A 20705-nucleotide genomic window follows, 5' to 3' on the forward strand; every position below is an offset into this window, starting at 1 on the left:
GGGACACCGGCGCGGCGCGTCAGACCCCGGCCGGTTCCGGGGTCTTCTCGGGCTGTGCCGGCTGCCGCTTCGCGGCGCGCTTCTTCGCCCGGCGCTCCTTACGGAGTTCGAGCATCGCGTACAGCGTCGGGACGAGCAGCAGGGTGAGCAGGGTCGAGGTGATCAGACCGCCGATCACGACCACCGCCAGCGGCTGGGCGATGAAGCCGCCCTCGCCGGTGACGCCCAGGGCCATCGGGAGCAGGGCGAAGATGGTCGCCAGCGCCGTCATGAGGATGGGGCGCAGCCGGTGCCGCCCGCCCTCGACCACGGCCTCGACAACGCCGTACCCCTGCTTGCGGTACTGGTTGACGAGGTCGATCAGGACGATCGCGTTGGTCACCACGATGCCGATGAGCATCAGCATGCCGATCATCGCCGGGACGCCCATCGGGGTGCCGGTGGCGAGCAGCAGCCCGATCGCGCCGGTCGCCGCGAAGGGGATGGAGACCAGCAGGATCAGCGGCTGGGCCAGCGACCTGAAGGTCGCCACCAACAGCATGAAGACGATCGCGATCGCCGCGAGCATCGCCAGGGCGAGGTTCTTGAACGCGTCGTCCTGGTCCTGCGAGACCCCGCCGATCTCGGCCGTGGCGCCCGCCGGGAGCTTCAGCGCGTCGAGCTTCGCGGTGAGGTCGGTGCTCACCGCGCCGGTGTTGTCGCCGGTCGGCTTCGCGGTGACGGTGGCCGCCCGACGGCCGTCGATGCGGGTCATAGAGACCGGGCCGTCGACCAGTTCCACGGTGGCGATGTCACCGAGCTTCACCGCGCCCAGGGGCAGGGCCTCGAGCTGGGCGAGCGTCGCGGCGGGCTTCGCCGAGGTGATGACGACATCGCGCTCGGTGTCGTCCAGGACCGCCTTCGCGGCCGCCGTCCCGCGGACCGCCTGGGCGACCGCCGCGCCCAGCGTCTGGTCGTCGAAGCCGGCCGCGGCGGCCTTGGCGTTGGCCTTGACCGAGATGCGCGGCACGCTCTGCGAGAGGTCGCTGGTCACGTCCGTGACGTCGTCGAGGCCGGCCACGGCCGCGCGGACCTGCTCGGTGGCCGTGCGCAGCACACCCGCGTCGGCCGCCTTCACGACGACGCTCAGGTCCTGGCTGCCGAAGCCGTCACCGGCGGCGACGGTGGTCGTGCCGATGCCGTCGAGCTTCTTCAGCCCGTCCTCGACCCGCTTCTGGACGTCCTTGTACGAGGCGGAGTCCTCGATCATCACCTGGTAGGAGGCCTGGTTGGTGTCGGTGCCGCCGCCGAAGGCCGCCATGAAGCCGGACGAGCCGATGGTGACCTGGTAGTCCTTCACGCCCTCGGTGTCGGCGAGCAGTTGCTCGACCTTCTTCGCCTGGGCGTCGGTCGCGGCCAGGCTGGTGCCCGGCTTCAGCTCCTGCTTGACCGTCAGGACCTGCTGCTCGCCCTGGTCGAAGAAGTTGGTCTTCAGCAGGGGTGCCATGGCGAAGGTGGCGATCAGCACGACGACCGCGATCGCCACGCTGGTGAGTCGGCGCCGGGTGGCGAAGCGCAGCACGGGGACGTAGAAGCGCTGGAGGCGGCTCTTCGCCTCCTTCTCCTCGGCCGCGCGGCGGGCTTCCTCGGCGTCCTCGGGGGTGCCCTTGGGGGCGCGCAGGAACCAGTACGACAGGACGGGGACGACCGTCAGCGAGACCAGCAGGGAGGCCAGCAGGGCGGCCGTCACGGTGAGGGAGAACGCGCCGAACAGGGCGCCCACCATGCCGCCGACCAGGCCGATCGGCAGGAACACGGCGACCGTGGTGAGGGTGGAGGAGGTGACCGCCCCGGCCACCTCGCGGACGGCCGTGATGATCGCGGACTGCCGCTCCTCGCCGTAGCCGAGGTGGCGCTTGATGTTCTCCAGGACGACGATCGAGTCGTCGACGACCCGGCCGATCGCGATGGTCAGCGCGCCCAGCGTCAGCATGTTCAGCGAGAGGTCCCGCGTCCACAGGACGATCAGCGCCAGCACCACGGAGAGCGGGATGCTGACCGCCGTCACCAGCGTCGAGCGGATCGACGCCAGGAAGACCAGGATGACGAGGACGGCGAAGAGCAGACCGAGGGCGCCCTCCGTGGTCAGGCCCTCGATGGCCTTCGCGACGGCCGGACCGCTGTCGCTGACGACGGTGATCGTCGCGCCCGGGCCGAGGTCCTGGCGCAGGTCGGCCAGCCTGGCGTCGACGGCGTCGGAGATGGCGACCGCGCTGCCGTCGTGGTCCATGGTGACCATCACGGCGAGGCTGGGCTTGCCGTCGGTGCGGGTGAGGGAGTCGGCCGGGGCCTCCTGCTGCCGCACCGCGGCCACGTCACCGAGCCGGACCGGCTTCCCGCCGGCGGTACCCGGGATCCGCAGGTCCTCGATCTGCGCGACGGACGTGTAGCCGCCGCCGACCCGGACCGTGCGGTTGCTGCCCGCCTCGTCGAAGGAGCCCGCCGGGACGGTCGCTCCGCCCGCCTGGAGGGCCTGGGCGAGGGACTGCGTGGTCAGACCGGCCTTCGCCAGCTTCGCGTCGTCCGGGGTGACGGAGACCTGGAGATCCCGGACACCGGTGACGGTGACCTGGCCGACGCCGTCGATGTCGCGCAGCGCCGGGACGACGCTCCGGTCGAGCCGGTCGGCGAGGGCCTGCTGGTCCTGGTCGGAGGTGACCGCGAGGACGACGGTCGGCATGTCGTCGGTGGAACCGGCGACGACCTGCGGGTCCACGGCGTCGGGGAGCTGGACGCGGGCCCGGTTGACGGCCTGCTGTACGTCGGCGACGAGCTGCTTGGTGTCGTTGCCGTAGTCGAAGGAGGCCACGATGAGGGCGTTGCCCTCGCTCGCCGTGGAGGTCACGCCGGTGATGCCGTCGACGCCCTCGAGGTTGTCCTCGATCGGCTCGATGACCTGCTTCTCGACGACGTCCGGGGAAGCGCCCTGGTAGGGCGCGAGGACGGAGACCATCGGGAGTTCGATGGTGGGCAGGAGCTGCTGTTTCAGTTGCGGGATCGCGATCGCGCCGAAGGCGATCGCGACGACGGACATGAGGCCTATCAGGGCCCGTTGCGCGAGGCTGAAGCGGGACAGCCAGGACATGGGTACGGGTCTCGTCTCTGTGAGCGGCAGAAGCGGTGCCAGGCGTGGCAGGTGAGTGACACGTGTGACACGTGGTGCACCTGTGTCAGCTGTGGCCTCTTCACCCTGGGCCATACCGGTACGGCGATCCGTACGCTCCAGGTCCATTTACTTATCCCGCGCCTACTCCGGGCGCAGTACGCAAGGGCCGGGCTCACTCCACCCTCGGACGTACCAGTCCCGACTCGTACGCAATCACCACGAGCTGGGCCCGGTCGCGCGCGCCCAGCTTGGCCATGGCCCGGTTGACGTGCGTCTTCACGGTGAGCGGGCTGACCTCGAGGCGCTCGGCGATCTCGTCGTTGGAGTGGCCGCCGGCGACCTGCACGAGGACCTCGCGCTCGCGCACGGTGAGCGCGTCCAGCCGGGCGGAGCGGGCCGGGTCGTGGTCGTCGTCCATCGCGCCGCCCTGGGCCAGGAAGCGGGCGATCAGGCCCTTGGTGGCGGTCGGCGAGAGCAGGGCCTCCCCGCCGGCGGCGACCCGTATGGCGCTCAGCAGTTCCTCCGGCTCGCTGCCCTTGCCGAGGAAACCGGAGGCGCCGGCCCGCAGCGACTGCACCACGTAGTCGTCGACCTCGAACGTCGTCAGGATGACCACCCTGACGTGCGCCAGGGAGGAATCGGCGCTGATCAGCCGGGTCGCGGCGAGACCGTCCGTGCCGGGCATGCGGATGTCCATCAGGACGACGTCGGCGCGCTGCTCCCTGGCCAGCCGGACCGCCTCGGCGCCGTCGGACGCCTCGCCGACCACCTCCATGTCGGGCTCCGAGTCGACGAGCACGCGGAACGCGCTGCGCAGCAGCGCCTGGTCGTCGGCGAGCAGGACACGGATGGTCATGCGTTCTCCCCCGTGGTGGCCGTGCGGGTCTTGACCGGCAGGATCGCATGGACGCGGAAGCCGCCTCCGTAGCGGGGACCGGTGGTGAGGGTGCCGCGCAGAGCGGTGACGCGCTCGCGCATGCCGAGCAGACCGTGGCCGCCGCCGGCCGCCGGGGGCCCGTCGTCCGCGGGATGCCCGTTGTCGAGGACCGTGACCTCGATGTTCGGTCCTACGCGTACGACGCTGACCTCGGCCTTCGCCTCGGATCCCGCGTGTTTCTGGACGTTGGTGAGGGCTTCCTGGATGACCCGGTAGGCGGCCAGGTCGACGGCGGCCGGGAGCTTGGTCCCGTGGTCGGTACGGGCCACCTCGACCTGGAGGCCGGCGCTGCGGAAGGTGCCGGCCAGTTCGTCGAGCCGGTCCAGGCCGGGTGCGGGTTCGGTGGGGGCCTCGGGATCGCCGGACTGGCGCAGCAGGCCGACGGTGGCCCGCAGTTCGTTGAGCGCGGAACGGCTGGCCTCGCGGACGTGGGCGAGGGCCTCCTTGGCCTGGTCGGGCCGCTTGTCCATGACATGCGCGGCGACTCCGGCCTGGACGTTGACCAGGGCGATGTGGTGGGCGACGACGTCGTGCAGGTCGCGGGCGATGCGCAGACGCTCCTCGGCGACCCGGCGGCGGGCCTCCTCCTCCCGGGTGCGCTCCGCGCGCTCGGCGCGGTCCCGGATGGCCTGGACGACGGCCCGGCGGCTGCGTACCGCGTCACCCGCGGTGGCGCCGATGCCCGTCCAGGCGAGGATCCCGAGGTTCTCCTGGGCGTACCAGGGCAGCGGTCCGGCGAGCATGGCCGCGCCGGTGAGGATCGTCATGGTGAGCAGACCGGCGCGCACCGTGGTGGCGCGGTCGGTGGAGGCGGCGACGGTGAACAGGGCGATCACGGCGGACATGGCGACGGGGGCCCGGGGATCGCCGGTGACGGACTCGATCACGGAGGCGGCGCCGGTGAGGGCGAGGACCGTCATGGGGGCGCTGCGGCGGAAGACGAGGGCGACGGCGGAGAGGGTCATCAGCAGCAGGCTGAGCGGGTCCGGGCTGCGGATGCGCCAGCTGACGCCGTGCCCTCCGTGCGGGTCGACGAAGGAGCCGGCCAGCATGCAGAGCAGTACGCCTGCGGCGAGCGCGGCGTCCAGGGCCAGGGGGTGGGCGTGCAGTTGGCGCTGGGCGCGGGCAAGGGAGGTCACTTTTTAGTTACCGTCGCTTTCCGTGCCGTGGCGGGGGCTGCCGCCCCCGCACCCCCGCTGTCGGCCGGCCCTGAAACGGGCCTCGTCCTCAAATCGCCGGACGGGCTGGAAGGTCAGCCCGGGATCAGGCCGTCGTCGCTCAGCATCTCCCTGACCTCGTCCAGGCTCGCTTCCGGGGCCGGGAGGATCAGTTCCGAGGGTTCCAGGGCGTCGTCCGGCAGCGGGTCGCCGAGGCGGCGGACGGCGTCCAGGAGGGCGCCGAGGGTGCGGTGGAAGCCGTCCTCGTCGCCGCTCTCCATCTCCGCGAGCAGCTCGTCGTCCAGCCTGTTCAGTTCGACGAAGTGGGAGTCGGCCAGTGTCCACTGGCCCTCCCCCATGATCCGTACGATCATGCGCCCTCCTCGGCTCCGGTCCCCGGCGCCGGGCTACTGCTTGTCGAAGCGCGGGGTGTCCTGCGGCTGCTGCTGGGACTGCGACTGGCCCGTGCCACCTTCGATGGCCTGCTGGCCGGCCGAGCTGCCTCCGGCGAGCTCGGCCTTCATGCGCTGGAGTTCCAGCTCTACATCCGTACCACCGGAGAGCCGGTCCAGCTCGGCCTGGAGGTCGTCCTTCGCGATGCCGGTCGGGTCGTCCAGGGCGCCGGACGCCATGAGCTCGTCGAGGGCGCCCGCGCGGGCCTGGAGCTGGGCGGTCTTGTCCTCGGCGCGCTGGATGGCCAGGCCGACGTCGCCCATCTCCTCGGAGATGCCGGAGAAGGCCTCGCCGATGCGGGTCTGGGCCTGGGCGGCGGTGTAGGTGGCCTTGATGGTCTCCTTCTTCGTACGGAAGGCGTCCACCTTGGCCTGGAGGCGCTGGGCCGCGAGGGTGAGCTTCTCCTCCTCGCCCTGGAGCGTGGAGTGCTGCGTCTCGAGGTCGGTGACCTGCTGCTGGAGGGCCGCACGGCGGGAGAGCGCCTCGCGGGCGAGGTCCTCACGGCCGAGCGCGAGCGCCTTGCGGCCCTGGTCCTCCAGCTTGGAGGACTGCGACTGCAACTGGTTCAGCTGGAGTTCCAGGCGCTTGCGGGAGGTCGCGACGTCGGCGACGCCGCGGCGGACCTTCTGGAGAAGCTCCAGCTGCTTCTGGTACGAGTAGTCGAGGGTTTCGCGCGGGTCCTCGGCCCGGTCAAGGGCCTTGTTCGCCTTCGCGCGGAAGATCATCCCCATACGCTTCATGACACCGCTCATGGGCTTCGCGCGCCCCCTTCTGACGTCCAGCTCCAGCTCTGCGACAGAACCCACAGTACGGGCCCTGCATCCATTGACGCACTGTTCGGGGACGGATGCGCTCATCCCCAAGGACGACTGACCAAGACCTTGCTCCGGCGTAGGGAGTAGGTGACCTTCAGGGTGAGCGATCGGTCACCCTGCGCCCCCTCTTTCCCGCTCCTGTCCCGGTCTGTCCCCTCTACAGACGACTGGTGTTGCCGGATCGTTCCCCTCCGGGCTGGGGTCCATGCCCGCGAGCGCTTACCCTTGGGTTTTGTGTTCCGTAGCCGTGCCAAGGAAGAGAAGGCCCCCGCCGACAAGGCCGTGGTGACCGACTCCATGCAGCCCCGTGACCCGCAGGCCAAGAAGGGCAGGCCCACGCCCAAGCGCAGTGAGGCCCAGTCCCAGCGCCGCAGCGTCGCCAACACCTCGACGTCCCGCAAGGACGCCGCCAAGCGTCAGCGCAGCGAGCGCCGCGCCCAGATGGACAGGCAGCGCCAGGCGCTGGCCGGCGGGGACGAGCGGTATCTGCCGGTCCGTGACAAGGGCCCCGTCCGCAAGTTCGCGCGCGACTTCATCGACTCCCGGTTCAACGTGGCGGAGTTCTTCCTGCCGATGGCCGTGGTCATCCTCGTGCTGAGCATGGTGCGGGTGGGCTCGCTCCAGACCATCGCGCTGCTGCTGTGGCTGGTCGTGATCGTGCTGATCGTGCTGGACTCGTTCGTCACCAGCTTCCGGCTGCGCAAGCAGCTCGCCGAGCGCTTCCCCGACCAGAACCGGCGGGGCGCGGTGGCGTACGCGCTGATGCGCTCCCTCCAGATGCGTCGGCTCCGGCTGCCCAAGCCGCAGGTCAAGCGCGGAGCACGGCCCTGAGCACTGCGGCTTTCTCCGGGGGAGCGGCCGAGGCCTGGTTGAACAGGCTGGGTGGGCTGCGTGACGTCGTACGACAGGAGCTGGTGGCCCGGCAGCTCGACGAGCAGATAACGGGGCGCTACCCGGTCGGGCAGCGGCTGCGGGTGCTGGACGTGGGGATGGGCCAGGGCACGCAGGCGCTGCGGCTGGCCCGGCTCGGGCATCAGGTGACCGGGCTCGAGCGGGACGCGACGATGATCGCCGCTGCCCGGGAGGCCCTGTGCGGCGAGCCCGAGGGCATCCGGGAGCGGATGCGGATCATCGAGGGCGACGGCCGGGACACCGGGGTGCACTTCCTGCCCGGCAGTTTCGACGTGGTGCTGTGCCATGGCGTGCTCATGTACGTCGAGGAGCCGGACGCGCTGCTCGCGGGGCTGGCGCGGATGTTGGCCCCGGGCGGGCTGCTGTCGCTGCTCGTGCGCAACGCGGACGCGCTGGCCATGCGACCGGGTCTGTCCGGCGACTGGACGGGCGCGCTCGGCGCCTTCGACACCGTCGCCTACCGCAACCGGCTGGGGCTCGACGTACGGGCGGACCGGCTGGCGACGCTGACCGGCGCGCTGGCCGGGATCGGGGCGCCGCTCCAGGCCTGGTACGGAGTGCGGGTCTTCACGGACACCGCGGCGGACGGGACGGAGATCCCGCAGGACCCGCGGCAGCGGGAGAGCCTGCTGTCCGCCGAGGAGCGGGCCGGGCGGACCGACCCCTACCGGCAGGTGGCGGCGCTGCTGCATCTGTGCGGGGTGCGCGGCTGAGCCGGACCGGCGTTCTTCACTCGTCCGGGTGAGCGGTGGCCGGGGTGGCCGTGCGGCGACCACCCCGACGGAGGGCTACGCCTCGTTCGCGTGCAGGCTCATCGGGCCGTAGATCTCGGCGGAGTCCTCGAAGAGCCGCACCTGGTCCGCGCCGCCTTCGAGGAGGTCCTTCCACACTTCCCCGATCCAGGACTCGGCGTCCCCCTGCGTGGTGAACTCCTCGGGCTGTACCGCTGGTTGGACCTCCGTCCCGTCGGCCTTCTCGAACCGCCACGTCCATGCCGCCATGTACGCCTCCCAGCTGTGACCACGTGCAGAGCAGAAGCCGGATCTTGGTCCGGCTTCTGCTGTGCAGCCTAGTCGGATGCGCAAGAGCTGGTCAGACGCGCGAAAATCAGCTCCGTGGAAGTCACTCTGCTCGGTACCGGTGCCCCCGCGGGACTGCCCCGCCCCGACTGCTCCTGCGCCGTGTGCGCGACCTCGCTCGGGGCTGACGCGCGGGCGGCGACCGCACTGCTCGTCGACGGCGCCCTGTTGCTCGATCTGACGCCGGGTGCGGCGTTCGCGGCCGCCCGGGCCGGGCATTCGCTGGGCGGGGTGCGGCAGGTGCTGCTGACGCATCCGCACGACGGTCCCCCGGTGGAGGTGCCGGCCGGGCTGCCGCAGCCCGGCCGGGTGCCGGACTGGCGGGAGTCGACGCTGGTGACGGGGCATCGGGTGCGGGCGGTGGCGATGGACGCGCCCGGCACCGGGTACGCGGTGGCCGGCCCGGACGGGCAGCGGCTGCTGTATCTGCCGCCCGGCGGCGCGCCGGCCGGCCTCGAGGAGGGGTCGAAGTCCGCCGAGCGGTACGACATGGTCCTGGCGGATCTGGTGGGGCGCCCGGACGCGCTGGCGAAGCTGCGGGCGGTGGGCGCGGTGGGGCCGACGACCGACGTGGTCGCCGTCCACCTGGACCATGACGTGCCACCGGGCGCGGAGTTGCGCCGGCGGCTCGCGGCGGCCGGGGCGCGGGCGGTGCCGGACGGCTCGACTCTGGTCGTGGGGGTGTACGAGGACGTGCCGGACGTGTCGCGGCGGACGCTGGTGCTGGGCGGGGCCCGGTCGGGGAAGTCGGTGGAGGCGGAGCGGCGGCTGGAGTCCTTCCCGGACGTGCTGTACGTCGCCACCGGCGGGACCCGGGGCGGCGACACCGAGTGGGCGTCCCGGGTCGCCGCGCACCGCGACCGCCGGCCGGGGTCGTGGCGGACCGTGGAGACCTGCGACCTCGTGCCGTTGCTGGCGCAGGACGGCGCCCCGCTGCTGATCGACTGTCTGTCGTTGTGGCTGACGGACGTCATGGACTCCGTCGGGGCGTGGGACGACGCGCAGTGGGCGGACGGCGGCGAACGGGCGCTGCGCGCGCGGGTGGTGGAACTGGCGGAGGCGGTGCGCTCGGCCCGGCGGACCGTCGTCCTGGTCTCCAACGAGGTGGGTTCGGGGATCGTGCCGGCCACGGCGTCGGGCCGGCGGTACCGGGACGAGCTGGGGCGGCTGAACGCGGCCGTCGCCGCCGAGTGCGAGGAGGTGGTGCTGGTGGTGGCGGGCCAGGCACTGGTGTTGCGGGGTCCGGTGGCCGGCGCCTGACGGTCAGTTCCTGCGCGCGATGACCTGGTACGCGTTCGAGAAGCGGGTGCGGCGCAGGGCGGGGGCCAGCAGGTGGTCGAGTACGGCGGCCAGGGCGGTCAGCGGCCGGGCCGTCCGGTGCAGCCGGGTCCTGTTCAGGTAGAGCGAGGCCGCCGTCGCCAGGTCGTGCGGGGTGTGCGGCGTCCGGCGGTCCGTCACGACGATCTCGCAGCCCTGGGCCTCGAGTTCGGCCCGCAGGTTGGCCGGCGGGATCAGGTGGAGGTGGCGGGGCTGGTCGTAGGAGGTCCACCACTTGCCCAGCACGGCCGCGGACGCGCTGGCCGGGTCCGGGAGCTGTACGAGGAGGTGGCCGCCCGGCCGCAGGGCCGTCAGCGCCGCCGCGAGTTCCCGCCTCGGGTCCCGGATGTGTTCCAGGTGGTGGAGCATGCTGACCACGTCGTAGCGGCCGCGCAGGCGGGACAGGACCTCCGGTGCCGTCAGCCGGCCCAGGTGGGCCTCGTCGAGCCGGCCCGCCGCTCTCGCCCACTCCACCCTCGGGGTCGGGTCCACCCCGTCGAACGCCGTGTAGGCGAACAGCTCCTTCGCCGCCGCCGGGAAGGACGCGTCCCCCGTACCCACGTCCAGCCAGCTCTCCGGCTCGGGGAAGGGCAGCATCGACCGGGCCGTCGCCCTGAGGTGCCCGCGGTCGGACCGCTCCTCGCCCTCGGCGCCGTACAGCGCCAGCCCCTCGGCGGTCAGGCGGGGGTTCTGGAAGGCGTGCGCGCAGTCCAGGCACTCGTCGACCACGAAGGTGCCCGGCCTGCGGTGGCGCAGGTCCGGTGCGCGCAGCCGGGTGCGCAGGCGCTTCGAGCCGCACCAGGGGCAGTCGTCGCGGCGCGGCTCGTGGACGGGCCTGGGGGGCATGAGCGGCTCCGGGGATGGCATCGAGAGCGAACGACAATTAGCGGCAAAACGGAACGTATGGGATACCGATCTTGGGCGCAATGACGTCACGCGGGTGTGGTGGCGATGTGGCGCGGAACTGTTCGATCGGTGCCGGTACTGTTCGGCGAATGAGCCCGCTTAATCTCGACGACTTCACCGATCTGATCGAGCGCCCCGACGGTGGGGTGCGCCGCGACGCGGAGGCGCGCCGGGAACGTCAGATCGTGCCGCCCGGATCGCTGGGGCGCCTGGACGACCTGGGTGAGTGGCTGGCGGCGGCACAGGGCTCGTCGCCCGTGCGGCCGGTCGAGCGGCCGCGGGTGGTGCTGTTCGCCGGCGACCACGGCATCGCCGAGCTCGGCGTCTCCGCCCGACCGGCGGGCAGCGCCTCGGAGTTGGTGCGGGAGGTCATCGAGGGCGGCCGTCCGGTCTCCGTGCTCGCCCGCCGCCTCGGCGTGCCCGTGCGCGTCGTGGACATGGCGCTGGACTGCGATCCGGACACGTTCCCCGAGGACGTCGTACGGCACCGGGTGCGGCGCGGCAGCGGCCGTATCGACATCGAGGACGCGCTGACGCTCGAGGAGGCCGAGGCGGCCTTCCGGGCGGGCGTGGCCGTCGCGGACGAGGAGGCCGACTCCGGCACGGACCTGGTCGTGCTCGGCGACATCAGCGTCGGCGGGACGACGGCCGCGGGTGCGCTGGTGGCCGCGCTGTGCGGGACCGACGCGTCCGTGGTGACCGGGCGGGGCGGCGAGGCGATCGACGACCTGGCGTGGATGCGCAAGTGCGCGGCCGTCCGGGACGCGCTCAGGCGGGCGCGGCCGGTGCTCGGGGAGCAGTTGCAACTGCTGGCGACGGTGGGCGGGGCCGACCTCGCCGCCATGACGGGCTTTCTGCTCCAGTGCGCGGTACGGAAGTTGCCCGTCGTGCTGGACGGCGTGGTGGCGGCCGCCTGTGCGCTCGTCGGGCAGCGGGTCGCGTTCCGGGCGCCGGACTGGTGGCTGGCCGCGCACAAGAGCGGTGAACCGGGACAGGCGAAGGCACTCGATCGGATGGCCCTGGAACCGCTGCTGGACCAGGGCGTGAAGGTCGGAGAGGGCGCCGGGGCCCTGCTCGCGCTCCCGTTGGTGCAGGCCGCCGCCGCACTGGCGGCGGAGCTCCCCGAGAAGCCCGAGAAGCCGGAAGAGCCGGAAGCAGCCGAGGCACCCGGAGCTTCCGAAGCCCTGGAGGCACCCGAAGCCGCCGACGAGCAGCAGCAGGAGAAGCAGGAGAAGCAGGGAACGGAGTAGCTAAGCGGCTTAAAGGGACAGGCGGCGCCAAAAGAGCGGATTCCCTGAAGTGCACCCATATGATCACCGCTCATGGGCAACACCCGGGGCGCCGCCGCCTTCGCCGTCTGGTACCTGCGTGCCGTCGCGTTCGTCAACTTCCTCAGTGCGGTGTGGGTCTCCCTGGGGCAGGACGTCCGGCGGCACAACCAGGAGAACCTCTTCACGCCGTATCTGCTGACGGCCGGCTTCGCCTCCGGGGTCTTCACCGCGTTCCTGGCTGTCACGATGCGGCGGCGCAAACGGGCCGCGTGGATCCTGAACCTCGGTCTGAGCGGGGCGTTCCTGGGGCTGTTCACGCCGGCCATGGTGTTCCCGGAGGTCCGGCGGCACCCGCAGAACTGGGTCTCGCTCGCGCTGACCGCCGCCTTCGTCGTGGCGTTGCTCGCCGGCCGGCGGGAGTTCTACGCGAAGGGCGACCGGTCCAATCCGAGGCTCGCGGCGGCCGTCGGCGCCGGCGGGCTGCTGGGCGCCTCGCTGCTGGCCGCGCTGCTGGTGACGGTCACCAACCGGGCGTCCGCCCCCTCCACCTTCCTCGAACGCTGGCGCTACGGCACGCTGCGGCTCGTCTCCGTGGCGGGCGACGAGTACCACGTCCCCGGGATCGCCCCGCCCACCTGGGTCGACGTCGCCGTCAACGTGCTGAGCACCGCGCTCGTCCTCGCCGTGCTGTACGCCGCGTTCCGCTCCCGGCGGGCCGTCGACCCGCTCACCGAGGACGACGAGAAACGGCTGCGGGAGCTCCTCGACCGGCACGGTGAGCGGGACTCGCTCGGTTACTTCGCGCTGCGGCGGGAGAAGAGCGTGTGCTGGTCGCCGACCGGGAAGGCGGCCGTCGCCTACCGCGTCGTCGGCGGGGTGTCACTGGCGTCCGGGGACCCGCTCGGGGATCCCGAGGCCTGGCCGGGGGCGATCGGGCCGTGGCTCGCCGAGGCGCGGGCGCACGGGTGGATCCCGGCGGTGATGGGCGCGAGCGAGGAGGCCGGGACCGTGTACGCCCGGCACGGGCTGGACGCGCTGGAGCTCGGCGACGAGGCCCTGGTCGAGGTCGCCGAGTTCACCCTCGAGGGGCGGGCCATGCGGACCGTCCGGCAGGCCTGCAACCGGATCCGCCGGGCCGGGTACACGGTGCGGGTACGACGGCACGAGGACATCCCGGCCGACGAGATGACGTCCCTGCTCCGGCGCGCCGACGACTGGCGCGACGGGGCCACCGAGCGCGGGTTCAGCATGGCGCTGGGGCGACTCGGGGACCCGGAGGACGGCCGCTGCGTGATGCTGGAGTGCGCCGACGCCGACGGTGAACTGCGGGCCCTGCTCTCCTTCGTGCCCTGGGGACCGCACGGGCTCTCCCTCGACCTGATGCGGCGGGACCGCGACTGCGACAACGGGCTGATGGAGTTCATGGTCATCGAACTGCTCCGGCACGCCCGCGAGGAGCGGGACGACCGGGCGGCCCGGATCACGCAGGTCTCGCTGAACTTCGCCGTGTTCCGCTCGGTCTTCGAAAGGGGCGCGCGCCTCGGCGCCGGACCGGTGCTGAGGCTGTGGCGGTCGCTGCTCTGCTTCTTCTCCCGCTGGTGGCAGATCGAGTCGCTGTACCGCGCCAACGCCAAGTACCGGCCCATCTGGGAGCCCCGTTTCCTGCTCTTCGAGAAGAGCGCCGACCTGCCCCGCATCGGTGTCGCGTCGGCGCGGGCGGAGGGGTTCCTGGAGGCGCCGGGGCTGCCGAAGTGGCTGCGCCGGGGGCGTCTGGAGACGCACCGGTGAACGCGGTCGCCCGCGGGGCCCGCGCCGAATGGAAACCGCTGTACGAGGCCGTGCGCGACCCCTGGGCGCGGCGGCGGTGGCGGGCGGTCCCGATGACCCTCGGGGCGGTGTGTCTGACGTCGGTGACCCAGGTCGTGCAGAACCGGTCGTGGGGCTACGGTCCGGTCCAGGCCCTCGGAGCGGTACGGGCCGAGGACCCGCTCGGGCTCGCCCTGCTGCGCACTCCGCTGTCCCTGTTCGTGCCCGCGCTGGACCTGCCGGTCTGGGGCGCCCTCGCACAGATCCTGCTGGTGTTCGGGATCGCGGAGCTCTGCCTGGGCTGGTGGCGGACCCTCGTCATCGCCTACGCCGCCACGCTCGCGGGCACCCTGTACGCGCGCGTGGGCATCGCCCTCGGCCCCGGCAGCCCGCTCGGCCTGCCCGCCGCCGACGCCCGGATCGTGGACACCGGCCCGTCGGCGGCCGTGGTCGGCCTCGCGGTGTTCCTGGGCTGGCGCTACCGCGCGTACGTGACGGCGGCGGCGGTGATCGTCGCGATGGTGGTGGAGGTACTGCTGAAGGACAACCTGGCGGGCAAGGAGCATCTGGCGGCGATCGCGGCGGTAGTGGTGCTGTGCGCGGTGGCGGAGATCCGCGGGCGCACCCGAGGGCCGGGGCGGCCCGCCCGGGGGCCGCGGGGCGGTACGGGTGCACGGCTGCGCCGGGGGACGCGGGGCGGTACCGGTCCGCGGCCGCGCCGCGGGGCGCGATCGGCCACGAAGCCCCGCAGCCGCCGTACGGCCCACGCACCCGGTCCGGACCGGGCCCCTCAGTTCCGCTCCTCGGACTGAGCGAGCTCCGCGGTCGTCTTCCCGCCCAGCCAGTCCCCCACCATCCGGCGCGGCCCGGCCCAGCGGCGGTCGTGGCGGTAGGCCCGCAGCACCGCCTTCGCCCGGGCGCGCGGCCGCCGCCGGTAGAACCGGCGGGCCCACGGCGAGCCGGGCCGGGCCACCCGTACCAGGCCCACCAGCCCGAGGAACGGGATGAAGACACTGAACACGGCCATCTTGGCCTTGCCCTTGCTCAGCACGGCCAGGGAGAACGCGAAGTTGAGCACGACGGTCGAGATGACACCGCCCCGGTCCTGGAGCTCGTCCTGGCTCATGTCGTTGACCCCGAACGGCGAGAAGCCCACCAGCAGCAGCCCGACCAGCGCCGCCGTCAGGACCACGGCCTCCACGCTCTTGCGGCCCGCCTCCGTCCAGTAGACGTCGTCGAGATGCAGGATCAGCGCGAACTCGTCGAGGACCAGGCCCGTGCCGATGCCGAAGACCACCGCGAAGGCGCCCGCCCCGAAGCCGTGCCGGCCGCTCGCCACCGCGCCGAAGCCGCCCGCGACGGTCAGCACGACGCCGGGGACCACGTGGTGGATGTGCACCCCGCCGGAGCTGATGTTGCCGAAGGGGCCCTTGCCCGCCCGGATGAGGCGCGTGATGACCCGGGTGATCAGGAAGGTGAGGACCATCGCGGTCAGGGCGATGAGCAGCGGGACCTTGCCCGGTTCGACGATGTTGCGCTGCACCCACTGGCCCATGTCACCAGTCTCCCGGGGCGGGGGGTGGGCTGCCTCGTGGACGGGGCGTCCGGGCTAGTCTGCCGCCGTGTCCACGACCTCGCCCTTCGACGGCCTCCGCTTCGCCTTCGGCACCCTCACCGTGCTCCCGGTCCGGGTGACCCGCTGGGACCGGGAGGCCGCGCGCGGGGGCATGCTCAACGCCCCCGTGGTCGGGCTGGTCGTCGGCGGCTGCGCGGCCGGGCTCGGCCTGCTGCTGCTGTACCTGGGCGCGAGCCCGCTGCTCGCCGCCGTCGCCTCCGCCGCCGTGCCCGCGGTCCTCACCCGCGGTCTGCACCTGGACGGGCTGGCCGACACCGCGGACGGACTCGGCAGCGGCAAGCCCGCCGAGGACGCGCTACGGATCATGAAGCAGTCCGACATCGGCCCGTTCGGCGTGCTCACGCTCGTCCTCGTGCTGCTCGCCCAGGTGGCCGCGCTGACACAGCTCTACGACACCTCGTGGGCGCTGGGCGCGGTGGCCGCCGTCGTCTCGGCGGCCACCGCCCGGCTCGCGCTGACCCTGGCGGCACGCGCCGGGGTGCCGGCCGCGCGGCCGGAAGGGCTGGGGGCGGCGGTCGCCGGTGTGGCCCCGGGGCGGGGCGCGGTGCTCGTCGCGGTCGCCGTCACGCTGGCGGCGGCGGTCGCGGGAGCGTGGTGCGGACCGTACGAGGGCGGCGTCGTCGTCCTGATCGGGCACGTCGAGCCGGGCGCCCTGTTCGAGCCGTACGACGCCGTCCAGCCGGCGCTCGCGGTCCTCGCCGCCCTGGGCGTCGCCGAACTGCTGCTGCGGCACTGCGTGCGGCGCTTCGGCGGGGTCACCGGGGACGTCTTCGGCGGCCTGGCGGAGACGGCGGCGACCACCGCGCTCGTGGTGTTCTGCCTGGGCCGTTAGACGGCTAACAGGCTTCCCGCCACACCCCCAGCTCGTACTTCTTCAGCAGTGAACTCAGGCGCAGCCGACGGGAGTCGGCGCAGAACTCGCTCGTGGGAAGTTCGTACTCGACGTGGAAGACGGCCTTGCCCGCCTCGATGAAGGGGGTCAGGTCCGCGCACTCGTCGTACTGGGCGCACTGTTCGTTGACCGCGAAGTCGAAGTCGTCGACGAGTTCGGGGATCTGGTCGAGGTCGTTCTTCAGTCCGACCGACATGCCCCGGTCGTGGGCGAGTTCGGCGATGAGGCGGTTGTAGCGGAGCTGATCGGCGGCCTCGACCGGGAAGCCGGTGGTGTTCTTGTAGCCGTCCATGTTGTCCGGCTCGACCGCGTCGAAGCCCTTCTCGCGGCACATGTCGAGACGGGCCGCCATCAGGGGTTCCAGGACGTCCAACGCGCGGATGTCGAGCCAGCGTTCGCCCTCCCAGCCGTTGCCCTTGCCGATCACGGACGCGGGGAACTTCGCCGCGTCGGGGCGCCAGTCCTCCCAGGCGCCGGTGGAGAGGTAGCAGATGACCTTGCGGCCGTCGTCGTGCAGGCCGGCGACCGTGGCCGCGGTGTGGTCGAAGCCGTCGATGTCGTAGACCGGCACGTCGACGGCGGTGTCCAGACGGCCGCTCAGCTGCCACTGCCAGTCGATACCGGGAGCCGGCTGCCAGATCCTGCCGTCCGTCGCCTCGACGCCCGCCTCGTCGTCCGGTTGCTCGTCCCGGCCACCGTCCGGCGCGGAGGCACAGCCCGTCAGCAGCAGGGCGAGCAGGGGCAGCAGCGGGATCGGGCGTCTCACCGGGCGGGCTCCAGGATGTGCGGCGACGTATCCGACGATGATCGCCCATGTCTCCCGCGGGCCGTCTGCGCACCCCGACGCACCCCGACCCGAAGGGTGTGACCCGGTTCATGGAGTGCGAGGATCGAGAAGTGGCTACGACGCCACCGACAGGTGAACACGCGCGTGCATGAGCGACCGCACACGCACGCGTACGCTCATTCCGGGATCCGCCACGCCGGTTCGCCGCGCCGGTGAGGCACACCCCCGGATACGACCGCACCCACGACCCGGATCTAGGGTCGGCTGTCGGGCCCGGTCGACCCACACATTCCGGCCACCGCAACTCCACATCGGAAGCGAGATTTCACCACCGTGACTGCTCTCACTCTCAGCACCGCCGCGGCGCCCGGCCTCCGGGCCGACGCGATCGTGATCGGTGTCGCCAAGGGCGCGAAAGGCCCGATCGTTGCCCCAGGCGCCGAAGCCGTCGACAAGGCCTACGACGGCAGGCTCGCCGGCATCCTGGAAACCCTCGGTGCCTCCGGGGCCGAGGGCGAGGTGACCAAGCTGCCCGCGCCGGCCGGTTTCAAGGCACCGCTCGTGCTCGCGGTGGGGCTCGGCCAGGAGCCCGAGAAGGACGCCGGCTTCGACCCCGAGGCGCTGCGCAAGGCGGCCGGTGCGGCCGCCCGCACCCTCACCGGCGCCAAGAAGGCCGTCTTCGCCCTGCCGGTGACCGACGCCGCCGACATCGGCGCGATCGGCGAGGGCGTGGTGCTCGGCGCGTACTCCTTCGACGCGTACAAGCACAACGGCGACGACGCCAAGGCCAAGAACGGCAAGGCGCCGCTCGCCGAGGCCGCCCTGCTCGGCGGGAAGCCGCGCGACGCCGCCCACAAGGCCGCGGTGCTGCGTGCCGCCGCCGTCGGCGAGGAGCTCAACCGCGCCCGCGACCTGATCAACATGCCGCCGAACGACCTCGACCCCGAGGCGTTCGCCGCTCTCGCCCAGACGGCGGCCAAGGAGCACGGCATCAAGGTGCAGGTGCTCGACGAGAAGGCCCTCGCCAAGGGCGGCTACGGCGGCATCCTCGGCGTCGGCTCCGGCTCGGCCTCGGCCCCGCGCCTGGTGAAGCTGTCCTACACCTCCTCCAAGGCCAAGAAGAGCCTCGCCTTCGTCGGCAAGGGCATCACCTACGACTCGGGCGGCATCTCGCTGAAGCCGGCCGGGCACAACGAGACGATGAAGTGCGACATGAGCGGTGCCGCGGCGGTCTTCGCCGCGGTCGTCGCCGCCGCGCGGCTCGGACTCGAGGTGAACGTCACCGGGTGGCTGGCGCTGGCCGAGAACATGCCGTCCGGCTCCGCCACCCGCCCGGGTGACGTGCTGCGCATGTACAGCGGCAAGACCGTCGAGGTCCTCAACACGGACGCCGAGGGCCGGCTGGTCCTCGCGGACGCGCTGTGGGCGGCCTCCGCGGAGAAGCCGGACGCGATCGTCGACGTGGCGACCCTGACCGGCGCGATGATGCTGGCGCTGGGCAGCCGGACCTTCGGGATCATGGCGAACGACGACGCGTTCCGCTCCGCGCTGCACGAGGCCGCCGAGGAGGTCGGTGAGCCGGCGTGGCCGATGCCGCTGCCGGAGCACCTGCGCAAGGGCATGGACTCCACCGTCGCGGACATCGCCAACATGGGTGAGCGGATGGGCGGCGGACTGGTGGCCGGTCTCTTCCTGCGCGAGTTCGTGGGCGAGGGGATCACCTGGGCGCACCTGGACATCGCCGGGCCGGCGTTCAACGAGGGCGGCCCGTTCGGGTACACGCCCAAGGGTGGCACCGGGACCGCGGTGCGGACGCTGGTGCGGCTGGCCGAGCTGACCGCCTCCGGCGATCTCGGCTAGTCCCTCCGGCAGAGGGGGACTGTGCGCCTGGTCACTCGGGTCCGTCCGTCATGTGACGGGTGCGGGCCGAATGTGGCCGGTCGCGCAGTTCCCCGCGCCCCTGGGCGGGGCCGGTCCCCCATGCCACAAGTGAGCGTGGGGTGTCTCACACCCCGGCCCCGCGTCTCGTTCGCCTCCCGCAAGTGCGAAGATGGGCCTCGGCAGGACAGGGCCCCCACCACAGGGCCGAAGAAAGAGCGGCCGGACACCAGCCGCCGGCGGTCAGCGACGACCGGCGCACGGCGCACATGCATGGAGGACGTGACGTGGCGAACGACGCCAGCACCGTTTTCGACCTAGTGATCCTCGGCGGTGGTAGTGGCGGTTACGCCGCGGCCCTGCGCGGGGCGCAGCTGGGCCTGGACGTCGCCCTGATCGAGAAGGACAAGGTCGGCGGCACCTGCCTGCACCGGGGTTGCATCCCCACCAAGGCCCTGCTGCACGCGGGTGAGATCGCCGACCAGGCCCGCGAGAGCGAGCAGTTCGGCGTCAAGGCCACCTTCGAGGGCATCGACGTCCCCGCCGTCCACAAGTACAAGGACGGTGTCATCTCCGGTCTGTACAAGGGCCTTCAGGGGCTGATCGCCTCCCGCAAGGTGACGTACATCGAGGGTGAGGGCCGCCTGTCCTCCCCGACCTCCGTCGACGTGGGCGGACAGCGTGTCCAGGGCCGCCATGTGCTGCTCGCGACCGGCTCGGTGCCGAAGTCGCTGCCGGGCCTGGAGATCGACGGCAACCGGATCATCTCCTCGGACCACGCCCTCGTACTGGACCGCGTACCGAAGTCCGCGATCATCCTCGGCGGCGGCGTCATCGGCGTCGAGTTCGCCTCGGCGTGGAAGTCCTTCGGCTCCGACGTGACGGTGATCGAGGGCCTGAAGCACCTCGTCCCGGTCGAGGACGAGAACTCCTCCAAGCTTCTTGAGCGCGCGTTCCGCAAGCGCGGCATCAAGTTCAACCTGGGCACCTTCTTCTCCAAGGCCGAGTACACCGCCGACGGCGTCAAGGTCACGCTGGCCGACGGCAAGGAGTTCGAGGCCGAGGTCCTGCTGGTCGCGGTGGGCCGCGGGCCCGTCTCCGCCGGTCTCGGCTACGAGGAGCAGGGCGTCGCCACGGACCGCGGCTACGTCCTGGTCGACGAGTACATGCGCACCAACGTCCCGACCATCTCCGCCGTCGGCGACCTGGTCCCGACCCTCCAGCTCGCGCACGTCGGCTTCGCCGAGGGCATGCTGGTCGCGGAGCGTCTGGCCGGTCAGAAGGTCGTCCCGATCGACTACGACGGTGTCCCCCGGGTGACGTACTGCCACCCCGAGGTCGCCTCCGTGGGTATCACCGAGGCCAAGGCCAAGGAGATCTACGGCGCGGACAAGGTCGTCGCTCTGAAGTACAACCTCGCGGGCAACGGCAAGAGCAAGATCCTCAACACCGCGGGCGAGATCAAGCTCGTCCAGGTGAAGGACGGTGCCGTGGTCGGCGTCCACATGGTCGGCGACCGCATGGGCGAGCAGGTCGGCGAAGCCCAGCTGATCTACAACTGGGAGGCGCTGCCCGCAGAGGTCGCCCAGCTCATCCACGCCCACCCGACGCAGAACGAGGCGCTCGGCGAGGCCCACCTGGCCCTGGCGGGCAAGCCGCTGCACTCGCACGACTGACCCTCGGTCGACGAAGCGACGACTCAGACTTCCGCAAT

At 72.2% G+C, this 20705-nt stretch carries 18 protein-coding genes; 9 read left to right on the forward strand and 9 right to left on the reverse strand.

Features of this window, described 5'->3' with window-relative positions; all coding sequences use genetic code 11:
* Window positions 1-19: 19 nt before the first annotated feature.
* The 5 genes from G9272_RS13395 to G9272_RS13415 form a co-directional block, all read right to left on the reverse strand.
* Complete coding sequence (locus G9272_RS13395; RefSeq protein ID WP_171396794.1) at window positions 20-3124, reverse strand: efflux RND transporter permease subunit; 3105 nt, start codon at window positions 3122-3124, stop codon at window positions 20-22.
* A 193-nt stretch (window positions 3125-3317) separates the two neighbouring features.
* Window positions 3318-4001, reverse strand: coding sequence for a response regulator (locus G9272_RS13400; RefSeq protein ID WP_171396795.1), 684 nt, complete (start codon window positions 3999-4001; stop codon window positions 3318-3320).
* Window positions 3998-5221 carry a sensor histidine kinase gene (locus G9272_RS13405; RefSeq protein WP_171396796.1) on the reverse strand — a complete coding sequence of 408 codons (1224 nt, stop codon included), beginning with the start codon at window positions 5219-5221 and terminating at the stop codon, window positions 3998-4000. The genes G9272_RS13400 and G9272_RS13405 overlap by 4 nt, the downstream gene beginning before the upstream one ends.
* 113 nt (window positions 5222-5334) lie before the next feature.
* Window positions 5335-5613 carry a PspA-associated protein PspAA gene (gene pspAA, locus G9272_RS13410; RefSeq protein WP_171396797.1) on the reverse strand — a complete coding sequence of 93 codons (279 nt, stop codon included), beginning with the start codon at window positions 5611-5613 and terminating at the stop codon, window positions 5335-5337.
* 33 nt (window positions 5614-5646) lie between these two features.
* Entirely contained in the window at window positions 5647-6417 is a 771-nt protein-coding gene (locus G9272_RS13415; protein WP_253268195.1) for a PspA/IM30 family protein, read from the reverse strand.
* Between the two features lie 324 nt (window positions 6418-6741).
* On the opposite strand from G9272_RS13415, the gene G9272_RS13420 reads away from it, so the two are divergent.
* Window positions 6742-7338, forward strand: coding sequence for a DUF3043 domain-containing protein (locus tag G9272_RS13420; protein ID WP_171396799.1), 597 nt, complete (start codon window positions 6742-6744; stop codon window positions 7336-7338).
* Window positions 7339-7421: 83 nt separating this feature from the next.
* Window positions 7422-8132: a class I SAM-dependent methyltransferase gene (locus G9272_RS13425; protein ID WP_171401964.1), complete on the forward strand. Its 711-nt coding sequence runs from the start codon at window positions 7422-7424 to the stop codon at window positions 8130-8132.
* Between the two features lie 75 nt (window positions 8133-8207).
* Here G9272_RS13425 and G9272_RS13430 read toward each other — a convergent pair whose 3' ends face one another.
* On the reverse strand, window positions 8208-8420 hold the full coding sequence (locus tag G9272_RS13430) for a hypothetical protein (protein ID WP_020130018.1): 213 nt from the start codon (window positions 8418-8420) through the stop codon (window positions 8208-8210).
* Window positions 8421-8534: 114 nt separating this feature from the next.
* Between G9272_RS13430 and G9272_RS13435 the strand changes: the two genes are divergently transcribed.
* Window positions 8535-9758: a bifunctional adenosylcobinamide kinase/adenosylcobinamide-phosphate guanylyltransferase gene (locus G9272_RS13435; protein WP_171396800.1), complete on the forward strand. Its 1224-nt coding sequence runs from the start codon at window positions 8535-8537 to the stop codon at window positions 9756-9758.
* A gap of 3 nt (window positions 9759-9761) precedes the next feature.
* On the opposite strand, the gene G9272_RS13440 is transcribed toward G9272_RS13435, so the two are convergent.
* Complete coding sequence (locus tag G9272_RS13440) at window positions 9762-10661, reverse strand: class I SAM-dependent methyltransferase (RefSeq protein ID WP_171396801.1); 900 nt, start codon at window positions 10659-10661, stop codon at window positions 9762-9764.
* A gap of 149 nt (window positions 10662-10810) precedes the next feature.
* Here G9272_RS13440 and cobT point away from each other — a divergent pair, with 149 nt between their 5' ends.
* From cobT to G9272_RS13455, 3 genes are all read left to right on the forward strand, one after another.
* A complete protein-coding gene (cobT, locus tag G9272_RS13445) occupies window positions 10811-11971 on the forward strand; it encodes a nicotinate-nucleotide--dimethylbenzimidazole phosphoribosyltransferase (RefSeq protein WP_171396802.1) in 1161 nt (386 codons plus the stop codon).
* A 72-nt stretch (window positions 11972-12043) separates the two neighbouring features.
* Window positions 12044-13780, forward strand: coding sequence for a phosphatidylglycerol lysyltransferase domain-containing protein (locus G9272_RS13450; RefSeq protein WP_171396803.1), 1737 nt, complete (start codon window positions 12044-12046; stop codon window positions 13778-13780).
* Entirely contained in the window at window positions 13777-14610 is an 834-nt protein-coding gene (locus G9272_RS13455) for a hypothetical protein (RefSeq protein WP_171396804.1), read from the forward strand. The genes G9272_RS13450 and G9272_RS13455 overlap by 4 nt, the downstream gene beginning before the upstream one ends.
* On the opposite strand, the gene G9272_RS13460 is transcribed toward G9272_RS13455, so the two are convergent.
* Entirely contained in the window at window positions 14589-15353 is a 765-nt protein-coding gene (locus G9272_RS13460) for a hypothetical protein (protein ID WP_171396805.1), read from the reverse strand. The two genes, G9272_RS13455 and G9272_RS13460, sit on opposite strands and share 22 nt — an antisense overlap.
* A 67-nt stretch (window positions 15354-15420) precedes the next feature.
* Between G9272_RS13460 and G9272_RS13465 the strand changes: the two genes are divergently transcribed.
* A complete protein-coding gene (locus tag G9272_RS13465; protein ID WP_171396806.1) occupies window positions 15421-16266 on the forward strand; it encodes an adenosylcobinamide-GDP ribazoletransferase in 846 nt (281 codons plus the stop codon).
* Between the two features lie 4 nt (window positions 16267-16270).
* Here the strand turns inward: G9272_RS13465 and G9272_RS13470 are convergent, their stop codons facing one another.
* On the reverse strand, window positions 16271-17092 hold the full coding sequence (locus tag G9272_RS13470) for an endo alpha-1,4 polygalactosaminidase (RefSeq protein WP_171396807.1): 822 nt from the start codon (window positions 17090-17092) through the stop codon (window positions 16271-16273).
* A 354-nt stretch (window positions 17093-17446) separates the two neighbouring features.
* Between G9272_RS13470 and G9272_RS13475 the strand changes: the two genes are divergently transcribed.
* Together G9272_RS13475 and lpdA are read left to right on the forward strand one after the other, a co-directional pair.
* Complete coding sequence (locus G9272_RS13475) at window positions 17447-18973, forward strand: leucyl aminopeptidase (RefSeq protein WP_171396808.1); 1527 nt, start codon at window positions 17447-17449, stop codon at window positions 18971-18973.
* A gap of 305 nt (window positions 18974-19278) precedes the next feature.
* Window positions 19279-20667: a dihydrolipoyl dehydrogenase gene (lpdA, locus tag G9272_RS13480; RefSeq protein ID WP_020130028.1), complete on the forward strand. Its 1389-nt coding sequence runs from the start codon at window positions 19279-19281 to the stop codon at window positions 20665-20667.
* Window positions 20668-20705: the final 38 nt, after the last annotated feature.

The sequence above is a fragment of the Streptomyces asoensis genome, from assembly GCF_013085465.1.
GTDB classification, from domain to species: domain Bacteria; phylum Actinomycetota; class Actinomycetes; order Streptomycetales; family Streptomycetaceae; genus Streptomyces; species Streptomyces cacaoi_A.